Here is an 18,396-nt window from a genome sequence, read left to right as displayed (position 1 = left end):
GCGATTTGTTCAGGGCCGACTATCTATCGGCGTCTATCCCGACATCACCGGCCACTTCCAAGGCCCGCGGATCGCGCTCACGCTCACCGACAACAGCGGCTTTGAAGCGGACCAGCTCGACATTGAGTTCAACGACAACGCAGGCAAGCTCACCCTGCCCGCAAAAGGCGTGCGCCTGGCGCTCTCGCTTGGCTGGTCAGATTCCGGAATGGGGATGAAATTCAAGCAACACGGCATGACACGACTTGGTGTCGCACCTGCGGCTTTCAAGCCTCGCATAAAATAAATATCAAAAAAATTAATTAGATATCGAATATATCCGCTTTTATTTGAAATGACCGTCGATTGATTATCAATCATATTAATTCAATCTGAAAAAACGAAATTTTCGCATGGGCAATTTCTGCCTTGACAGACAATACCTCCCTTGGGAGGTTGCGATGGATCAATGAAGTTTTAACAATGAAAAACAGTGGTATTCACGTCTAGTACGCTGGTAACTCCAGTGAAATTGTTTCCATTCCTTGCAAGGAATAAGGAGGCTGACGTGAAGACATTGCAGCAGGCAACTCTCGTAACTTTGATTGCCGCCTCATTGGCGGCTTGCGGTGGCGGCGGCGATGATGGCGGCGCCACTTCGCCCCCTCCACAGCAGCAGCCTTCCTCCATCAAGTTGCGGGACCCCACCAACAGCTACCTGAACGCGCGAACCGCGGCTGCCTATACGTACTTCGGCTCGCGCGATACCTACAGCCTCTATGCGATCAGTCTGTTCTCGGTCATCGCCGTCGCCAGTCAGACTGGTCCCGGCACGTTTGCGAGCAACTGTACGGGCGGAGGTACGGCGTCAATCACGTTCAATGACAATGATGGGTCCAACAGCATCTCGGCTGGTGACACAGCCAGCATGACTTTCTTGAATTGCCAAGAGGACATAGGCTTGGCTGGCGCAACGGTGATGACGACACTCAACGGTGGAATGACGTTCGCAATCAATGCCGCGTCGCCCCCGGTAGCCAACCTGCGCGATTTCTCGTTTGTCGCCACCGCGACCGCAAACAACCTGTACGCCCAGGCTGGCCCCGCTTCGATGACGTTCAACGGGACGATGACGATTTCGAAGTCGATTCCGCAGCCTGACAGCACACTGAGATACATTGCGACGTCCAACGATGCGACCGTGAACCGCAGCATCAATGGCGTTCAGGATTCCATTACGTTGGCGGGCTGGCGGCTGGATGATGCGCTCTCACTGCTGACATACACCGATGAGGTCAGCCTTTCGGGCAACCTGAACTTCACGACCCCGTCTGGCATCGCGAACCTCCTGCTGAGCACAAGTTCGCCATTGGCGATAGGTGCCACCGGTGTGCCGAGCGCCGGCACCGTAGCCTTTGGCACGACGGAAGATCAGGTAAGCGCGTCTTTTGCTTCTACGGGCGATGTCGCGCTCGCGATCGACGCAGGAAAGACAGGAACAATAACGGCAACCATCTCAACGACTGTCGCCGCTCTGGGGAGCTTGTTCGGCAACTAGGAAACGATCTCAAAAAGAGCTCAAAGGGGCTGTTAACTTCACCGGCAAGCCGTTATTGAGTTGGCATCTTTGTTCTTGAAACTCCCCATCGCAACCGGCCGGTGACGTCAGGCCGTCGCGTTGCCCGCTGTCGACCTCATCCCGCTTGACCCAGTCCAGCAGTGTCTGCGGCACGCAGCCAATCTTGGGCGCGATGGACTCAACGGCCGCCCAGAGCGACGGATATTCGTCTCGGTGCTCCTGCACCAAGCGTACGGCGCGCTCGCGCACCTCGGGTGAGAACTTGTTCGTCTTGTTCATGGCTCCATTTATATGGACGCCTCCTCGATTCCCGGGGCGATTCATGGCGGCATCGCAACTTCGTCAAACGTTGCGCTACATCATGTCCCCATCCTTGACCAAGGCTGACAATGCACGTCAGAGGCCGCTTCAAGTGACCCGCGCTGAACTCCTAGCGTAGCCTGTCCGGCCCTGATGAACGAACCCAAGCAATCCTCTTCATGTAAAGGAGCCCATCATGCAAACGAATGTTGGAACGGTTGACCGTGTCATCCGAATCGCTATTGGGCTGCTCTTGATTGGTCTGGCCGCGACCGGACGCATCGGAGTGTGGGGATGGATCGGCGTCGTACCCCTTATCACTGGTTTGGTGCGTGTCTGTCCTGCATACAGCATCTTGGGCCTGAAGACGTGCGCGACACCGAAGTCCGATACGAAGTAATTCCGCTTCGATTTGCTGAGCAGTTGACGTACGGCTCGGACCTATTCGAGCGGTATTTCATTCGCACCCTGCAGTTCCTAAGGTAAGGAGAACGCTCATGAGCGGCATCCCGGAGTTCAAGTCCGTCGTCAAGGAGGTGTCTGCGCAGATGCGCCACATGCGCGAGACCCAGCCGGACTTGATGACAGCTTTCAGTCAACTGGCTGCTGCCGGCACCAAAGAAGGTGCGCTGAGCAAGAAGACTCGGGAGTTTGTGGCGCTGGGTATCGCGGTCGCCAGCCGCTGCGATGATTGCATCGGTTTTCATGTTCAGGCGCTCGTCAAACTGGGCGCCACTCGCGCCGAGCTCGAGGAAGTATTGGGAACCGCTGTGTATATGGGAGGTGGCCCCTCCATGATGTACGCGACACATGCGCTCGCGGCATTTGAGCAGTTCTCTTCTTGATGCAGGTGCGGGCTGGTCAGGAAGGCGCCCGCCGTCGTGCGAGTTCAGCGGAGCCAAGCTCTGGTCGCTATCGATTCCCTCAAGGTTCAGGCAAGATTTTGCTATGCTGATCGGAGCGGCGCTGCCTAAGCGCGTCGCGTTTCGAAGGCTAACCTAATTCAAAGACCATGGCGACCAAAGCAAAGACAGCAACAAAGAAGGCCACTCCGGCGAAGAAATCGGCCAGTGCCGCTCCGGCTGTAAAGCCTTTGAAAGACACGTTCACCAAAGCCAGCCTGGTGAGCCATCTCGTTGAAAAAACGGAACTGGAAGCGAAAGCGGTGAAAGCCGTGCTGGTTCATCTGGAAAACACCATCCTGGGCGCGCTGCACAAGAAAGGAGCAGGCGAATTCACGCTGCCCGGTCTGTTCAAGGTCATGTCGGTGAAAGTGCCCGCTACCAAGCGGCGCTTCGGGAAAAACCCCTTCACTGGCCAAGAACAGTGGTTCGAGGCCAAGCCCGCGAGCGTGCGCGTCAAGGTGCGCCCGCTGAAGAAGGTCAAGGACGCCGCCCTGAACGGGTAAGCGTGCTGCATTGAACAACAGGAAGCCCATGGGGCTTCCTGCCTGTTTCCGCCGGGTTTTCCGATCGGAATCCTGCGCCGCTGGTGACACCGGCCTGCGCGATACCCGTGTCTTGAAGCACCCAACACAGACTTCGAAGCCGCTCGCCTCACGCACCTGAAGGCGGCCGGAACGGCAGTCGCTGCATCACCACCGACTCGAGACGGCTCCGCTGCGATTTCGACGGTATTGCCCGAAGGCGAGCACACTCTGATGCTGTTCGAGTATCTGGATGGCGCCCCACCCGGCGAAGAAAACCTGGCTGCCAAAGCAGTTCGAATTGCTAACCGCGTGGGAATCGCTGCAAACACCGGACTGAGTTCATTGGCGCGCCTGGGTAGGCAAGCTCAGTTCTGCGTCAGCGGGTTGAGCGCCGTGCACAGGAACCCCGTGCAGGTCGCTGGCTTGAAGTAGAACGACGCGGCTGCGCCACCAAGCATGAGATCACCAAAGTAAGCGTTGCCCTGTGCTCCGAGATCGTTCGACTGTTGGACGAAAGCCAAACTGCTTGCTTGCAAGGTCGCGGACTGATACGTGAAAGTGGGCGATTGGGTCTGATCTTTCACGTAGACCCACGCGGTGTCGGTCCCGAACACCAGTTCGCCTTTCGCTCGATAGCCCTTCCCCCCCTCGCTGTTCGCCTGTGCCAGGAAAGCGGTTGCGCTTGCCTGCGGCGCCAGCGCATCGTACGCATAGGTCGCGTTTGACGCGTTGTTCTTCATGTACAAGCTCGCGCTTGTGGTGCCTAGCATGATCGGGCCGACGAGCCAGTAGCCCGACTGCCCCTGCCCGTTCGCCTGCGCGAGGAACGCGGCTTGGCTGGCCGGCCAGGCGGCGGTCGCGTACGTATAGGTCGCCGACGACCCGCCGTCCTTCCGATAAAGATTGCCGTAAGTCAGCGGACCTTCAAAGCGGTAGCCGCGCGCACCCTCGGCGTTTGTCTGAGCGATGAAGCCCGACTGACTGCCTTGCGCGCTGAGCAGTTCGTACGTGTACGTTTGCACAGTGCCATCATTGACGAAGATGGAACTGGTTGTATTGCTGGCCGTGTTGAACGTATCGCTCAGATAGCGAAAACCCTTTGCGCCTTCACCGTTCACCAGTGCGAGAAAGCTCGGCGCGTCCCCCGCGGGCGGCAGCGCTTCATAGCGCAACGTCAGCGTGCTACCGGTTGAGCCGCTGCCGCCCCCCGAACCCGAACTGGAACCCGGACCGATAGCTGACGCGGAGGAATCGCCGCCACCGCAAGCAGTGAGTGCAGCACAGGTCAGCGCAATCAGCGCAACGGTTTTCATCGGCTCACCTCGAAAAAAAGACAGACAGAATCCGCGTACGCGCAGACTCCGCCGCGCGCACGGACGACTGGCGATCAAGCCGCGCTACGACGGCCCTCCCCCCCCCTCATTTAGGCGCGAGACGCCTTCGTCGACAGGGCAATGGCACCTGCCTGCGTCGAGCTGCTTCGCATCCATGGATCATGAAATATATCGGTCTATCTCATTTCGTGGATGATTTTTTATTAACAATGCACGACTTGCCGGCGAGCATATTGAACGCCTTGGTTTTGGCGCCATGCTCGTTAGAGCCGGGTTGGAAACTCAAGGACGCGCGCGAGTGTTCCAAAAAAGAAAAAAAGCCCGCACACATGCGGGCTGACAAAAGCTGAACGGTCAGGAGGACACGCCGTTCAGAACGAGTGCGCAATGCCGGTATAGAAGCCGACTTGGTTCTTGCCTGGCGCCGGGTTGTTGTTGGTGGCTTCCACCGAGAAGTTGGCGTTGGCGCTGTTCTGCACGGTGCCCACGCTTGCATACAGCAACGTGCGCTTGGACAGGCTGTAGTTGGCGCCGAGCATGAACAGGTTGGCATTGCCGCCGCCGTTGTTCACGTTTACGCGATAGCCCGCGCCAATGAGCGTGAGCGCTGGCGTGAGCTGGTAGTTGGCACCGATCCAGTAGTGGTTGGCCTTGGTGGGCGCGCCGGCCGCCGCATCGGGCGCGGAGAGATTCTCGTAGCCGGCAAACAGCTTGAGCGCGCCGATGGTGTACGTGCCACCCAACGTCAGCTCTTTCGACGTGTTGAAGATGTCGGAGTACTTGCCGTTGGCATCGCGGGCGACATCGTAGATGGCGCGCAGCTCGAACGACGGCGCCGTGTACGTGAGCGAGATCGCATCCTTGCGCAGGTTGCTGAACGAGCCCGCCTGCTCACCCAAGCTGGTCAGCACCTGCGCGCTCAAGCCGCCCCAGTTGGGCGTCTCGTACATGACCATGTTGTTGTTACCCTGCCAGTTGCGCCCGCGCACCAGCGTGGCCGAGCCGATGAACTGCTGGCCGGTCGGGTCCAGCGCCCACAGCGCATCGGCAATCGGCTGGTTCTTGCCCAGCGTGAGCGTGCCCCACGCGCCGCTCTGCAGGCCGACATAGGCACGGCGGTTAAAGAGCGCATCGCCGTTGGTGCGGCCCTTGGTGGCGCCAAAGCCCGACTCAAGCTGGAAGATACCCTTCAGGCCGCCGCCCAGGTCTTCGGCCCCCTTGAGGCCGAACATGCTGGTGCCCCACTGGTTGTCGGCGCCGCGCCACAGGCTGCCGGACGAGCCGTCGGTCTTCTGTACGTTGCTCTGAAAATCCACGCCCGCGACCACCCGGCCGTACAGCGTGACGTTGCTTTGCGCGTGCGCCGCGGTAGCGGCCGCGCACAGGATGGCCGCACCCAGCGGCCAAGTTGCTCGGTTTTTCATTGTCGTCTCCTCTCTGGTGTCATGCCGGCCACGGCCGGCATTGCTACTGCGGTTGCTGCTGCAAATCGAAAATGCGGGTCATCGGTATCCATTTCTGGCCGGCGGGCGTCCAAGGTGTGGGGGCCTGGAACTGCCACATCAGCGTTTCCCATTCGATGAGTTTCGGGTCGGTGCTGGCGGCTGCGGCCATGCGATCAGCGTTGTAGACGGCGTCGTCGGTGTCCATGAGCATCACCATGCGGGTGCCCAGGCGGTAGATCTCCATGCCGATCACGCCGTGTTCGTGCAGGTGGCGCGCCACCTCCGGCCAGATGCGCTGGTGGTGCGCTTCGTAAGCGGCGATGAGCGCCGCGTCGTCCTTCAGGTCAAGAGCGAGGCAGTAGCGCATGCGAGCCTCACGTCAGGGCACGGTCGAGGTGGGTATAGCCGCCGTCGACGAACACCCACTGCCCGGTGGTATGCGAGGCTTGGCTCGACAGCAGGAACACCGTCGTGCTGGCAATCTCGTCGGCGGTGGTCATGCGTCGGCCGAGCGGAATCCTGGCGGTGATCTCGGCCAGCTTGGCGTCGGGGTTGTCGAAGGTGGAGATCCAGCGTTCATACAGCGGTGTCATCACCTCGGCCGGAATCACCGCGTTGACACGCACGCCATCCGGCGCCAGCGATGCCGCCCACTCGCGCGTGAGCGACAGTTGCGCCCCCTTGGCGGCGGTGTAGCCGCTGGTATTGCCTTGCCCCGTCACCGCCGTCTTCGACGAGATGTTGACGATGGCGCCACGGCTGGCCTTCAGGTGCGACAGGCACAGGTGGGCCATCACGTAGTAATGGATAAGGTTCTTCTCCAGCGAGCGCACGAACGCATCGCGCCCGGCCTCCAGCCCCACGCCGTCATTGACGCCGGCGTTGTTGACGAGGCCGTCGATGCGGCCGAAAGCGCGCGCCGTCTCGTCGACCATGCCGCGGCAGTCCACCTCCTGCTCCAGGTCGAACTGGAAGAAGCGCGCCTTGGGCTGTCGCCGCATCAATTCGGCCTCGAACTCCGGCGCCATCGGACTCTTTCCGCAGATGACGGGAATGGCGCCCTCCGCCGCCAGTTGCAGCGAGATGGCCGCGCCGATGCCGGCCGCCCCGCCCGTGACGATGATGACGTGGTCTTGCAGATGCAGATCCATGGTGCTCAGGCCTTGGGTTGCAGGTTGTAGCAGCGGGCGGCGGTGCCGCCCCACAGGTCGGCGCGCTCGGCGGCGCTCAGGCGCTCTTCGGCCCAGACGTGCAGCACGTCATAAACAGTGCCGTAGGACGCCGCCAGCAAACACACCGGCCAGTCCGAGCCGAACATCAGCCGCTGCGGCCCGAACACGTCCAACGCCACATCCAGGCATTGCCGTGCGTGCTGAACATCGCGCACGGTCACGCCCTTGCGCCAGTCGGCTTCGGTCAGCAGGCCCGAGAGCTTGCACGCCACGTGCGGCATCCCCTTGAGCGGTGCCAGCGCAGCCTTCCAGCGCGCCATCGCATCGGCATCGCGCGCAAACGCTTCGAGCGGTGGCTTGCCCAAGTGATCGAGCACCAGCCAGTGGCTGTCGTGCCTGCCGCAGAAGTTCACCGCCGCACCCATCTGATGGCCGAAGACGAGCACGTCGTAGGCGTATCCCCAGATCTGCAGCAACGCCATGCCGCGCTCGAACGCGGGCGCAGACAGGAAGGCGGCCACGTCAGGCTCGTCCTGCACCTGATGCCGGAAGCCGGCCAGCTTGGGCTCGCCGCTCAGGGTTTCCAGGCGCGCCTCCAGGTCGTCTGCGGTCAGGTCTTCCCAGCCGACCACGGCGACAATCCAATCGTGCGCGTTCGCCAGCTCCAGCAGAAAGCGCGTCTCTTCCCGCTCGCCGCGCGCCTGCACGGCAATCGCCGCATCCAACCGCTGCGCGCGCAATTCGGGCAGCAAGTCGGCCGGCAGGCGATCCGCTGCCAGCGCTTCCATGCCGGGGCCGATCCACGGATACGCCTCGGGCCGGTAGCGCCAGAAATGCTGATGCGCATCGATGCGGGAAACAGGCGTGGCCATCGGTTCAGCCCCGGAAGCGGTATTGCTCAAGTGAGGCCGGCTTCATGGTGATGGAGAAGCCAGGCGCCTGCGGCGGCAGATAGGCGGCGTTGCGCACCACGCATGGGTCGACAAAGTGCTCGTGCAGATGGTCGACGTACTCCACCACGCGACCTTCCCGCGTGCCCGACACGCAGATGTAATCGATCATCGACAGATGCTGCACGTATTCGCACAGCCCCACGCCGCCCGCGTGCGGGCACACCGGCAGGCCGTACTTGGCCGCCAGCAGCAGCACCGCGAGGATCTCGTTCACACCGCCCAGGCGGCAGGCGTCGATCTGCACCACGTCGATGGCGCCGCGCATGATGAACTGCTTGAACAGGATGCGGTTCTGGCACATCTCGCCCGTCGCGACCTTCACGGGCGCAATGGCTTCACGCACGGCGCGGTGGCCTTCCACGTCGTCCGGGCTGGTCGGCTCTTCGATGAACCACGGCTTGGCAAAGCCGAGTTCGCGCACCCAGTCGATGGCCTCGTTCACCTCCCAGACCTGGTTGGCATCGATCATCAACTGACGGTCCGGCCCGAGCACCTCGCGCGCAATCGAGACGCGGCGGATGTCGTCCTTCAGATCGCGCCCGACCTTGAGCTTGATATGGCGGAAGCCGCCGTCGACGGCCTCGCGGCAGAGGCGGCGCAGTTTGTCATCGTCATAGCCGAGCCACCCGGCGGAGGTGGTGTAGCACGGGTAGCCCTCCTGCTCCAGCATGCGAATGCGTTCGGCCTTGCCTGGGGCCTGCCTGCGCAGCAGTGCCAGCGCCTCTTCGGGCGTGATGCCGTCGGTCATGTAGCGGAAGTCGATGCAGCGCACGAGTTCTTCCGGCGTGAGGTCCGCCACCAGACGCCACAGCGGCTTGCCTTCGGCCTTGGCCCACAAGTCCCACGCGGCGTTGACGACGGCACCGGTGGCCAGGTGGATGGCGCCCTTGTCCGGGCCGATCCAGCGCAACTGGCTGTCGGAGGTGACATGACGCCAGAAGCGGCCCATGTCTTCGCGAATCCAGTCGAGGTCGAGCCCTTCCACCAGGTGACGCATCGCCTCGATGGCGGCGCAGCACACCTCGTTTCCGCGCCCGATGGTGAAGGTCAGGCCATGGCCCTCCAGGCCCGGTTGGTCGGTTTCCAGGATCACGTAGGCAGCGGAGTAATCCGGGTCAGGATTCATCGCGTCGGAGCCGTCGAGATGCTGTGAAGTCGGAAAGCGCACGTCCAGCACGCGCAGGGATCGGATGATGGTCATGTGTGTCGTGTTCGGGAATGCGGAATGCTCAGCCTTGTGCGCTCACCGTGCGTTGGCACTGCTCGCCCAGGCCTTCAATGCCCAGGCGCATGGTCTGGCCTGCATGCAGGTAGACCGGCGGCTTCTGCCCCAGCCCCACGCCCGGCGGCGTGCCGGTCGAAATCACGTCGCCCGGCTGCAGGCTCATGAAGCGGCTCAGGTAGCTGATCAGGTGCGCCACGCCAAACACCATGGTTGACGTGGAGCCGTTCTGATAGCGGTGGCCGTCCACCTCCAGCCACAGGTGCAACGCCTGCGGGTTGGGCACCTCGTCGGCCGTCACCAGCCACGGGCCGATCGGGCCGAAGGTGTCGCAACCCTTGCCCTTGTCCCACGTGCCGCCGCGTTCGATCTGGAATTCACGCTCGGAGACATCGTTGACGACGCAGTAGCCCGCCACATGCGAGAGTGCGTCCGCCTCGCTGATGTAGCGGCCGCCCTTGCCGATGACGACACCCAGCTCCACCTCCCAGTCGGTCTTGACCGAATCGCGCGGGATCTCGATATCGTCGTCCGGGCCACAAATGGCACTGGTCCATTTGCCGAAGACAACCGGTTCGGCCGGCACCTCAGCACCGGTCTCGGCAGCGTGGTCGGAGTAGTTCAGGCCGATGCAGATGAACTTGCCGACATTGGCCACGCACGGGCCCAGGCGTAGGCCAGCTTGCGGCGTGCCGTCGACGATGGGCAGGCGGTTGATGTCCCGCGCGCGCAGGCGTGCCAGCCCTTCAGGCAGCAGCACCGCGCCGCCGATATCGTCGATCACGCTGGAAAGATCGCGCACCTTGCCCTGTGCGTCGAGCAGACCGGGCTTTTCCTGCCCCTTGGGGCCAAAGCGGAGGAGTTTCATATCGTTGTCGTTGTGAACTGCAATCAGTTAGACCAGCCGCCGTCGATCACGCAGCAGGTGCCAGTCGTGAAGCGGGACTCGTCTGAAACGAGGTACGTTGCCAGCGCGGCGATCTCGTCGGCTGTGCCCACGCGGCCCATTGGCTGGCGCGCCACGAAGGCGGCACGGATGGTCTCGACGGGCACGTTTTGCTGCTGCGCCTGCGTGGCGATGCGTTGCTCCAGCGAAGGCGATTCCACCGTGCCCGGGCAGATGGCGTTGCAGCGGATGCCGCGTGCCACAAAATCGGCAGCAATCGCCTTGGTCATGCCGATCACGGCGGCCTTGGTGGTACCGTAAACGAAGCGGTTTGGCACGCCCTTCACGCTCGACGCGGCGGACGCCATGTTGATGATCGACGCGCCGCCGTTGTCCAGCATCTTGGGCAGCAGCGCACGTGTGAGCCGGTACATCGACGACACGTTGAGCTGCCACGAGAACGCCCAGTCGTCTTCCGAGCAGTCGAGGATGCTGCCGTGGTGCACGAAGCCCGCGCAGTTGAAAAGCCCGTCGAAGGCGGCCTCTTCACGAGCCAGCACAGCGATGGCGTTGGCGTCCATCACGTCCAGCTTGAGCGTACGGATGCCACCCGCGTCCGCCAGCGATGCCAGCGCGCCTTCGTTGATGTCGGTGGCGAGCACCTGCGCGCCCTCTTTTGCAAACATCAGGGCACTGGCGCGGCCGATGCCCTGCCCGGCCGCCGTCACCAGAATGCGTTTTCCTTGGAGTCTCATTGCGTTTGTCTTGGTATGAGGAGAGAACCCGGCTTACTGCTGCTCTTCGCCGGTGAGCTTGGCCACCATCAATGCGCCGAGGATGATGGCGCCGTAGATGGCCTGAATCCAGAATGACGGCACCTGTGCCAGCGTCAGCAGGTTCTGCACGACACCCAGCAGCAGCACGCCGCACAGCGCACCGAACATCGAGCCGCGCCCGCCGTCGAGCGACACGCCGCCAATCACGGCTGCCGCAAACACGGTGAAGATCATCCCGTTGCCCTGGTTGGCATTGATGGCACCCACGTAGCCCGTCACCACCAGCCCGCCGACGGCGGCCAGCACGCCGGCCAGCATGAACACGCCCCAGATGATGCGATCGACCTTGATGCCGGCCGCGCGGGACGCAGGGGCATTGCCGCCAATGGCATACAGCGCGCGCCCCAGCCGGTGGTAGCGCAGCATGCCGCCCGCCACCGCAAAGGCCAGCGCCGCAAGCCAGACCGACAGCGGCAGCCCGATCAGCGTGGTCGTGGCCAACGCAAAGAACGGCGCGGGCATGTCGAACAGCGTGCCGCCCTTGGTGGCACCCACCAGCATCCCGCGCAGCACGATCAGCATGGCCAGCGTGACGATGAAAGCGTTCAACCGCAGCTTGACCACCAGGAAGCCGTTGACGAAGCCGACCACCGCGCCGATGGCGAGGATGGCCAGCAAACCCAGCACCAGCGGCCACTCGGTGCCAAAGCCGCCCGAGGCGGCCGGGATCACCAGCATGGCGCCCACCGCCGGGGCGATACCGACCGTCGATTCCACCGACAGGTCGAACTTGCCCGTGATGATGATCAGCGACTCCGCCAGCACCACCAGCGCCAGCGCTGCGGATGCGCCCAGGATGCTGATGAGGTTGGCCTCGGTCAGGAAGCTCGGGCTGACGAACGCGCCGAGCACGAACAGGATCACGAGCGCCGGGATCAGCGCGAAATCGCGCAGACGCGCCAAGCTGAAGCGCGGCGCCTGACGAGCGGCGCGCGCATCGGGTGCATTCGCGGCCATGGCATTACCTTTCATTGAGAGTCACTCCTTCTATCGACGCGATCAGGGCGTTGTCTTCCCAGCCCGCCGCATATTCCGCGCAGACGGCACCGCGCAGCATCACCAGCACGCGGTCGCACACGCGCAGGTCATCCAGTTCACTGCTGACCAGCAGCACCGCCTTGCCCTCCTGACGCACGGTGTCGACCACCGACAGCAAGGCCTGCTTCGATTTCACGTCCACGCCCGCCGTCGGGTCGATCAGCACCAGCACATCGGGGTTGTTGGCCAGCGCACGCGCCATCACCACCTTCTGCTGATTGCCGCCCGACAGGCCCGACACCGCCTGTTCCTCGCCCTGCGCGACAACGCCCAGTTCGTGCATCAGCGTCTGCGCCATGTGGCGGCGCGGTGCCGGCGCAATGAAGCCGAACTTGCCGAGCAGGTGAGGCACGGTCATCGTCGCGTTCTCGCCGATCGACTGGCTGAGCACCAGGCCTTCGTGATGGCGGTCCTTGGGCACGCAGCTCACGCCGCAGGCCAGCGCGTCGGTCACGTTGCCCGGCTTGAGCGCACGGCCGTCGACGCGGATCTCGCCTGCCGACTGCGCCTTGAGCCCGGCCACTGCCTCGCCCACGCTGGTGCGGCCGCTGCTGGTGGCCCCCGTGATGCCCACCACCTCGCCGCGCCTCACCTGCAGCGAGACATTGGCGTAGTCCTCGCCGCTCAGCCCAGCGATGTCGAGCACCACGGGTGCGTCCGCCAGTGGCTCGCGGTCACGTGCATCACTCGGGGCGAGCTTGCCGGCTTCACCCGTCATGGCCTCGATCAGCGCGGTCTTGGGCATCGCGTCCACCGGCGAGGTGACGATGTGGCGCGCGTCGCGCAGCACCGTCACCGTCTGGCAGATGTCGTAGATCTCCTGCAGGTGATGCGAGATGAAGAGGAACGTCACGCCATTGCGCTGCAGCTCTTCGATGCGGCGGAACAGGCGCTTGATCTCATCGCCATCGAGTTGCGCAGTCGGCTCGTCGAGGATGATGAAACGCGCGCCATACGACAAAGACCGCGCGATCTCCACCAACTGGCGCGCCTCCACCGTCAGATCAGCCGCGCGCATGTCTTCGTGCACATCGATCTGCCAACTGTCGAGCAGCGCGCGGGCCTCGCGGCGCAACGCGCGCCAGTCGATCCACCCGCGCCGCGTCGGCTGCCGGTTGATGAAGAGGTTCTCGGCCACCGTCAGCTCACGCACGATGGTCGAGTGCTGATAAACGCAAGCCACGTGGCTGCGCCAGGCCGCGCTGTCCGACACCGGCGGCGCGGCCTGCCCGTTGAACAGGATCGTGCCGGTGTCGGGCTGGCGCAGACCGGTGAGCATCGACACCAGCGTCGACTTGCCCGCGCCGTTGCGCCCGACCAGCGCGTGTGACTCGCCCGGCATGACCGCCAGGCTCACGTCGCGCAGCGCCATGGTCGAGCCGAACTGCTTGGACAGCCCGCGCGCCTCGACCATCGGCACGGCTTCGGAGGGCTTTACTGCTGGTTGGCCCATAGCGCCTTGTCGTCCACGTTCTGCTTGGTCACCACGGGCGCCGGAAGCTGGTCTTCCAGAATGCCCGGCGAGACTTCGACGATGTTGCTGCCGTGGTCGGTCGGGCCCACCTTGAAGGTCTGGCCGGCCAGCGTAGCCTTGATGTAGTACAGGCCATATTTGGCGTACAGATCGGCCGGCTGCGAAATGGTCGCGTCGATCTCGCCCTTGCGGATGGCGTCATATTCCTGCGCGATGCCGTCGTTGCTCACCACCACGATGTGCTTCGGATCACCCGCCGGCACCAGCAGGCCCTTGCGGCGCAGCGTCTGCAGCGTCGGCGCCAGATACACGCCGCCGGCATGCATGTAGATGCCCTTCACGTCTGGGTTGGCGGAGAGCAGGCTATCGAGCGCAGCGGCCGCGGCGTCGGACTTCCAGCCCGCCGGAATCTCCAGCACCTTCAGGTTCGGGAAATCCTTCATGCAGGTGCGGAAGGCTTCGGCGCGATCCCGCCCGTTGACGGAAGCCAGATCGCCCATGATCTGCACCACCTTGCCCGCCTTCACGTGCTGGCCGATGTACTGGCACGACTTGGTGCCATACGCGCGGTTGTCGGCGCGTACCACCATCGCCACCTTGCCCTTGGTGGGCGCCACATCCACCGCCACCACGGGCACCTTGCGCTGCTCGGCCAGGTCCAGCGCCCGGCTGATCGCCGCCGAATCGAGCGGCGCCACCACCAGGCCCTTCGCGCCCAGGTTGATCAGGTTGGAAATGTCCGTGATCTGTTGCGCCGGATCCTGGTTGGAGTTGACCGGCGCCAGAATGTCGACGCCCAGCGTCTTGGCCATCTTCGGGATGTAGCCGTTGTACGACTGCCAGAACGGCGAAGTCAGCAACGGCAGGTTGACGCCCACCTTGGCGCCATCCACGGCATGGGCCGCGCCAGCACACAAGGCACCGACGGCCGCGGCGGCCACGGTCACGCGCCTGACGAGGCCGCGCTGGAAGAATCGGGAGGATTGGGAAACGCGCCCGCCAATGGCGGACGGACTGCGTGAAGCTGCCATGTGATTGTCTCCGGTGTGCAAGTTTGAGAACTGCATCTGTGCCTGACGACCGCGTGGCACCCCCTTCGCGCTCATCAGTGAATAGATTATTTATATTTGAATGCAACGACGTCAAGGAATGCGTCGCAGGGGTTTTCCCTACTGAAGCTGGGCGCATGCCCGGCACATTTGTGATTGCCCAAACACCGCTTTAAGATTCGATGCCGTATGGACAAAGACACCACGACTTCTACCGACACCGGCAGCGACCGCTACCGTGCGCCCGCGCTGGACAAGGGGCTCGACATCCTCGAGCTGCTCTCCGAATACCCCGACGGCCTCACGCGTGCCGAGATCGTCAAGGCGCTCGGCCGCAGCGCCAACGAGATCTACCGGATGCTGGAGCGCCTGGTGGTGCGGCAATACGTGACGCGCTCGGCCGGCGGCGACCGCCATGCGCTGAGCCTGAAGATGTTTGCGTTGGCGCACCGGCACCCGCCCGTCAACCGGCTGGTGACGCAGGCGCTGCCGGTCATGGATGCCTACGCGCGCCAATCCGAGCAATCTTGCCACCTGGGCGTATATGACCGCGGCAATGTGCTGGTGATCGCGCAGGTGCCCGGGCCCGGCACGTGGGGTCTGTCGATCCGCCTGGGAGCGCGCGTGAGCCTGCTCGACACCGGCTCCGGCCACGTGCTGCTGGCCTTCCAGAGCGACGAGCGCCGCGCGCAGATGCTGGCCGAACACATCGCTGTGGAAGGCGAAGTGCCGATCCCCGCCGACGAACTGGAACACACGCTGCAGCGCATCCGCACGCAGGGCTACAAGCAGCGCGATAGCTTGCAGTCATTCGGCGTGGTGGATATTTCGTGCCCGATCCTGGGGCCGGACGGGCACGCGTTGGCCGTGCTGACCTCGCCGTACATCCGCCGTATCGACCGACATGTCGGGCCGTCGCTGGATGACGCTCGGACGCTGCTGGTGCGCGCCGCCCAGGAGTTATCGCTCAATCGGCAGCAGCGCGACGACGATTGAGGTGGTGCTGCGCGGCAAAAAGCACGGTATCGTGTCGCCGATTCCCGCGCGATGCGCTCCCAAGCTCGCAACGCCTCTCCCGCTTTTTGTTACGCAGCCCTGTGACCGACCACCCCACCCTCAGTTGGACCGACGCCGAAACCGCCCACACCGCGCTTTGGCGCTCCGAAGCCGGCAACCCGCCACCCAAGCGCGTCACGATTGCTGACGACCGCATCACGGCCGACGTTGCCTATCGCCAGGCATGCGAAGGCATCGCGATGCTCTGGCACGGTGATTTTCAGAACGCGCGCCAACTGCTGCAGGCGATGTCCCGCCGCGCTGATCGCAAGCCGCGCAAGGCCGCCACCTCGCCCATCGACGCGTTCAACCTTCATCGTCAGGCCCAATCGCAGCGCGCCCGCACGCTCGGCATGCTGCTGATTCCCCTGGATGCGGACTACACGATCCCATTGCGCCGCGCGCCCGACGTGCGCGAGGCCTGCAATGAAGCATACGGCGCGGGCGAACACGCTTCGGTCGTATCGCTCAGGGAACTGCTCGGGCTGATCGGCGCGCATGAATGGCGCAAGAAGGGGGTCGAAATTCCCGCGCTGGGCGGTGAGCGCATTCACCCGTACTACGGTGTCTTTTCGCCGGTGCGCGGCGAATACATCGATCTGGTTGCAAAAGCGCCCCTGCCATCGCAAGCGCTGGCCTTCGACATCGGCACGGGCACGGGCGTGCTCGCTGCCGTGCTCGCAAAACGGGGCGTGAAACGCATCATCGCCACCGACCAGGATGCACGCGCGCTGGCCTGCGCCCGCGAGAACCTGACGCGTCTTGGGTTCCAATCGCAAGTCGAAGTGGTCTGCGCCGATCTCTTTCCCGAGGGCCGCGCGCCGCTCATCGTGTGTAATCCGCCGTGGCTTCCGGCCCGGCCGAGCTCACCGATCGAACGCGCGGTCTATGACCCCGACAATCGCATGCTGCGCGGCTTTCTCGATGGCCTCGCCGCGCACCTCGAACCAAACGGCGAGGGTTGGTTGATCCTGTCGGATTTTGCCGAGCATCTCGGCTTGCGCACGCGGGACACCCTGCTGGCAATGATCGATGCGGCCGGCCTGCAAGTCATCGGACGCGACGACATCAAGCCGAAGCACCCGAAGGCGTCGGATGAGAATGACCCGCTCTATCAGGCGCGCGCGGCCGAGGTCACGTCCTTGTGGCGCTTGAAGGCGCGCTAACGGACCTGCGCCGCCAGATACGTCAGCACACCGTGCCCGGCGGCGGCTCCACTCGCAAAGCACGCCGTCAGCAGGTAACCGCCCGTCGGGGCTTCCCAATCGAGCATCTCGCCCGCGCAGAACACGCCGGGCAAGCGCTCTACCATCAGGTTCACATCCAACGCTTCGAACGCGACGCCGCCCGCGCTGCTGATCGCCTCGTCAAGCGGCCGAACACGCGTGAGCCGCAGCGGCAGCGCCTTGATAGCCTGCGCAAGCTGCGCGAGATCGGCAAATGCGTCTTTCGACAGGCATTCGCGCAACAGCCCAAGTTTGACGCCGGTGATGTTCAGCTTGCTCTGCAGATGACTGGACATCGAGCGTGCACCGCGCGGCCGCATCAGCTCGGTGGCTACGCGTTGCGCGCTCCATCCGGGCGCGAGGTCGAGCCAGATTGTGGTGTCGCCGCCTGCCGCAAGCGCATCGCGGATCGGCGCCGACAACGCGTAGACAAGGCTGCCTTCGATGCCCGTCTGCGTGACGACAAACTCACCTTGACGGAATTGGACCGCACCATCGTCGCCGGACGCGATGCCGATCGCGACGGACTTCACCGGCTGCCCCGCGAAGCGCTCCTGAAAGTACGGGCTCCAGTCCGCATCAAACCCGCAGTTGGCGGGCTGGAGCGGCCGCACTTGCACGCCGCATGCTGCCAGACGCGACACCCATGCGCCGTCGGAGCCAAGGCGCGGCCAACTGCCGCCGCCTGTGGCCAGCACGACGGCGTTGGCATGGACAAGCCGCTCACCGTCGGGCGTTTCGAAGCGCAAGGCCTGCGGTTGATCCGCCTGATCGGACGGCGCTGCGCTCCAACCGACCCAGCGGTGCCGCATGTGCAACTTCACACCGGCTTCGCGCAGCCGATGCAGCCACGCCCGTAGCAAGGGCGCCGCCTTCATGTCGGTCGGGAACACGCGGCCCGAGCTGCCGACGAATGTTTCGATCCCGAGGCCATGCACCCACTCGCGCAGGGTGTCCGGGCTGAAACGATTGATGAGCGGCGCAAGTTGCTCGCGGCGCGCGCCATAGCGCCCGAGAAATGCCTCAAGCGGTTCCGAGTGCGTGATGTTCATCCCGCCGATGCCCGCCAGCAGAAACTTGCGCCCAACCGACGGCATCGCGTCGAACACCTCGACGCGCACGCCTGCGCGTGACAGGACTTCGGCGGCCATCAGCCCGGCGGGGCCGGCGCCGATCACGGCAACCAAGGGAACGTTGAGCGGTTCGGACATACGGAGGTGGACAGAGGACGCGCGGGGCAGACTAGCGGGGGGGGGCGCTATTGTCACATCCCGGCTTGGCTGGGGCAAACAATGCGGCCCATCGCTCTCACGCTGAGGAACCCGCCGTCGCCCGAGCCGCTTTTCGGTAAACTGGCGCATTCGCTTCCGTTTTTCTACAGGCTGCCGCGCGCATGAGTGTGGCATGCCGCTCGGCAG

The 18,396-nt window shown here is 63.8% G+C and carries 18 protein-coding genes and 2 pseudogenes; 7 read left to right on the top strand and 13 right to left on the bottom strand.

The features are described 5' to 3' along the window. Together B4F51_RS19320 and B4F51_RS19315 are read left to right on the top strand one after the other, a co-directional pair. A pseudogene (locus B4F51_RS19320) lies at nt 1-286 on the top strand (hypothetical protein); the annotation flags it as partial. A 261-nt stretch (nt 287-547) separates the two neighbouring features. Next, nucleotides 548-1,537: a hypothetical protein gene (locus tag B4F51_RS19315; RefSeq protein ID WP_296228139.1), complete on the top strand. Its 990-nt coding sequence runs from the start codon at nt 548-550 to the stop codon at nt 1,535-1,537. A gap of 102 nt (nt 1,538-1,639) precedes the next feature. Here the strand turns inward: B4F51_RS19315 and B4F51_RS19310 are convergent. Continuing rightward, a pseudogene (locus tag B4F51_RS19310) lies at nt 1,640-1,837 on the bottom strand (transposase); the annotation flags it as partial. Nucleotides 1,838-2,054: 217 nt separating this feature from the next. Between B4F51_RS19310 and B4F51_RS19305 the strand changes: the two are divergent. The 3 genes from B4F51_RS19305 to B4F51_RS19295 all read left to right on the top strand — a co-directional run bounded on the left by B4F51_RS19305 (nt 2,055) and on the right by B4F51_RS19295 (nt 3,266). Then, nucleotides 2,055-2,258 (top strand): YgaP family membrane protein, encoded by a 204-nt coding sequence (locus B4F51_RS19305; RefSeq protein WP_296228138.1) that lies wholly within the window; start codon nt 2,055-2,057, stop codon nt 2,256-2,258. 97 nt (nt 2,259-2,355) lie between these two features. Then, nucleotides 2,356-2,703: a carboxymuconolactone decarboxylase family protein gene (locus B4F51_RS19300; protein ID WP_296228136.1), complete on the top strand. Its 348-nt coding sequence runs from the start codon at nt 2,356-2,358 to the stop codon at nt 2,701-2,703. Between the two features lie 167 nt (nt 2,704-2,870). Then, nucleotides 2,871-3,266: an HU family DNA-binding protein gene (locus B4F51_RS19295; protein ID WP_296228134.1), complete on the top strand. Its 396-nt coding sequence runs from the start codon at nt 2,871-2,873 to the stop codon at nt 3,264-3,266. Nucleotides 3,267-3,652: 386 nt separating this feature from the next. Here B4F51_RS19295 and B4F51_RS19290 read toward each other — a convergent pair whose 3' ends face one another. The 11 genes from B4F51_RS19290 to B4F51_RS19240 all read right to left on the bottom strand — a co-directional run bounded on the left by B4F51_RS19290 (nt 3,653) and on the right by B4F51_RS19240 (nt 14,678). Next, entirely contained in the window at nt 3,653-4,600 is a 948-nt protein-coding gene (locus B4F51_RS19290) for a hypothetical protein (RefSeq protein ID WP_296228133.1), read from the bottom strand. Nucleotides 4,601-4,992: 392 nt separating this feature from the next. After that, a complete protein-coding gene (locus B4F51_RS19285) occupies nt 4,993-6,045 on the bottom strand; it encodes a porin (protein WP_296228132.1) in 1,053 nt (350 codons plus the stop codon). 43 nt (nt 6,046-6,088) lie between these two features. After that, entirely contained in the window at nt 6,089-6,433 is a 345-nt protein-coding gene (locus B4F51_RS19280; protein WP_296228130.1) for an L-rhamnose mutarotase, read from the bottom strand. 7 nt (nt 6,434-6,440) lie between these two features. Further along, nucleotides 6,441-7,217: an SDR family oxidoreductase gene (locus tag B4F51_RS19275; protein ID WP_296228128.1), complete on the bottom strand. Its 777-nt coding sequence runs from the start codon at nt 7,215-7,217 to the stop codon at nt 6,441-6,443. Between the two features lie 5 nt (nt 7,218-7,222). After that, on the bottom strand, nt 7,223-8,110 hold the full coding sequence (locus B4F51_RS19270; RefSeq protein ID WP_296228126.1) for an amidohydrolase family protein: 888 nt from the start codon (nt 8,108-8,110) through the stop codon (nt 7,223-7,225). Nucleotides 8,111-8,114: 4 nt separating this feature from the next. Then, nucleotides 8,115-9,392, bottom strand: a complete 1,278-nt coding sequence (locus B4F51_RS19265) for an L-fuconate dehydratase (RefSeq protein ID WP_296228124.1) — start codon at nt 9,390-9,392, stop codon at nt 8,115-8,117. 28 nt (nt 9,393-9,420) lie between these two features. After that, the gene (locus tag B4F51_RS19260; protein WP_296228123.1) at nt 9,421-10,281 is read right to left on the bottom strand and encodes an ureidoglycolate lyase; all 861 of its coding nucleotides are present in this window, start codon (nt 10,279-10,281) and stop codon (nt 9,421-9,423) included. Nucleotides 10,282-10,304: 23 nt separating this feature from the next. Next, nucleotides 10,305-11,054, bottom strand: a complete 750-nt coding sequence (locus B4F51_RS19255) for an SDR family oxidoreductase (protein WP_296228122.1) — start codon at nt 11,052-11,054, stop codon at nt 10,305-10,307. A gap of 33 nt (nt 11,055-11,087) precedes the next feature. After that, entirely contained in the window at nt 11,088-12,107 is a 1,020-nt protein-coding gene (locus B4F51_RS19250) for an ABC transporter permease (protein ID WP_414706792.1), read from the bottom strand. Continuing rightward, entirely contained in the window at nt 12,097-13,626 is a 1,530-nt protein-coding gene (locus B4F51_RS19245) for a sugar ABC transporter ATP-binding protein (protein WP_296228121.1), read from the bottom strand. Before B4F51_RS19245 ends, B4F51_RS19250 begins: the two co-directional genes overlap by 11 nt. Next, nucleotides 13,608-14,678: a sugar ABC transporter substrate-binding protein gene (locus tag B4F51_RS19240; RefSeq protein ID WP_414706791.1), complete on the bottom strand. Its 1,071-nt coding sequence runs from the start codon at nt 14,676-14,678 to the stop codon at nt 13,608-13,610. The genes B4F51_RS19245 and B4F51_RS19240 overlap by 19 nt, the downstream gene beginning before the upstream one ends. Nucleotides 14,679-14,885: 207 nt before the next feature. Between B4F51_RS19240 and B4F51_RS19235 the strand changes: the two genes are divergently transcribed. Together B4F51_RS19235 and B4F51_RS19230 are read left to right on the top strand one after the other, a co-directional pair. Continuing rightward, complete coding sequence (locus B4F51_RS19235) at nt 14,886-15,692, top strand: IclR family transcriptional regulator (protein WP_296228120.1); 807 nt, start codon at nt 14,886-14,888, stop codon at nt 15,690-15,692. A 101-nt stretch (nt 15,693-15,793) separates the two neighbouring features. Next, nucleotides 15,794-16,918, top strand: a complete 1,125-nt coding sequence (locus B4F51_RS19230; RefSeq protein ID WP_296228119.1) for a class I SAM-dependent methyltransferase — start codon at nt 15,794-15,796, stop codon at nt 16,916-16,918. Here the strand turns inward: B4F51_RS19230 and B4F51_RS19225 are convergent. Beyond that, on the bottom strand, nt 16,915-18,189 hold the full coding sequence (locus tag B4F51_RS19225) for a TIGR03862 family flavoprotein (RefSeq protein WP_296228118.1): 1,275 nt from the start codon (nt 18,187-18,189) through the stop codon (nt 16,915-16,917). The genes B4F51_RS19230 and B4F51_RS19225 overlap by 4 nt on opposite strands. Nucleotides 18,190-18,396: the final 207 nt, after the last annotated feature.

The sequence above is a fragment of the Ralstonia sp. UBA689 genome (assembly GCF_002298975.1).
Classification (GTDB): domain Bacteria; phylum Pseudomonadota; class Gammaproteobacteria; order Burkholderiales; family Burkholderiaceae; genus Ralstonia.
Note: the sequence above shows the minus strand (reverse complement) of the source record. Positions and strands in the feature narration are given on the sequence as shown.

Coding starts and splice junctions, on each gene's coding strand:
- B4F51_RS19305 (WP_296228138.1), top strand. CDS start 2,055: ATGCAAACGAATGTTGGAACGGTTGACCGTGTCATCCGAATCGCTATT.
- B4F51_RS19300 (WP_296228136.1), top strand. CDS start 2,356: ATGAGCGGCATCCCGGAGTTCAAGTCCGTCGTCAAGGAGGTGTCTGCG.
- B4F51_RS19295 (WP_296228134.1), top strand. CDS start 2,871: ATGGCGACCAAAGCAAAGACAGCAACAAAGAAGGCCACTCCGGCGAAG.
- B4F51_RS19290 (WP_296228133.1), bottom strand. CDS start 4,600: ATGAAAACCGTTGCGCTGATTGCGCTGACCTGTGCTGCACTCACTGCT.
- B4F51_RS19285 (WP_296228132.1), bottom strand. CDS start 6,045: ATGAAAAACCGAGCAACTTGGCCGCTGGGTGCGGCCATCCTGTGCGCG.
- B4F51_RS19280 (WP_296228130.1), bottom strand. CDS start 6,433: ATGCGCTACTGCCTCGCTCTTGACCTGAAGGACGACGCGGCGCTCATC.
- B4F51_RS19275 (WP_296228128.1), bottom strand. CDS start 7,217: ATGGATCTGCATCTGCAAGACCACGTCATCATCGTCACGGGCGGGGCG.
- B4F51_RS19270 (WP_296228126.1), bottom strand. CDS start 8,110: ATGGCCACGCCTGTTTCCCGCATCGATGCGCATCAGCATTTCTGGCGC.
- B4F51_RS19265 (WP_296228124.1), bottom strand. CDS start 9,392: ATGACCATCATCCGATCCCTGCGCGTGCTGGACGTGCGCTTTCCGACT.
- B4F51_RS19260 (WP_296228123.1), bottom strand. CDS start 10,281: ATGAAACTCCTCCGCTTTGGCCCCAAGGGGCAGGAAAAGCCCGGTCTG.
- B4F51_RS19255 (WP_296228122.1), bottom strand. CDS start 11,054: ATGAGACTCCAAGGAAAACGCATTCTGGTGACGGCGGCCGGGCAGGGC.
- B4F51_RS19250 (WP_414706792.1), bottom strand. CDS start 12,107: ATGAAAGGTAATGCCATGGCCGCGAATGCACCCGATGCGCGCGCCGCT.
- B4F51_RS19245 (WP_296228121.1), bottom strand. CDS start 13,626: ATGGGCCAACCAGCAGTAAAGCCCTCCGAAGCCGTGCCGATGGTCGAG.
- B4F51_RS19240 (WP_414706791.1), bottom strand. CDS start 14,678: ATGGCAGCTTCACGCAGTCCGTCCGCCATTGGCGGGCGCGTTTCCCAA.
- B4F51_RS19235 (WP_296228120.1), top strand. CDS start 14,886: ATGGACAAAGACACCACGACTTCTACCGACACCGGCAGCGACCGCTAC.
- B4F51_RS19225 (WP_296228118.1), bottom strand. CDS start 18,189: ATGTCCGAACCGCTCAACGTTCCCTTGGTTGCCGTGATCGGCGCCGGC.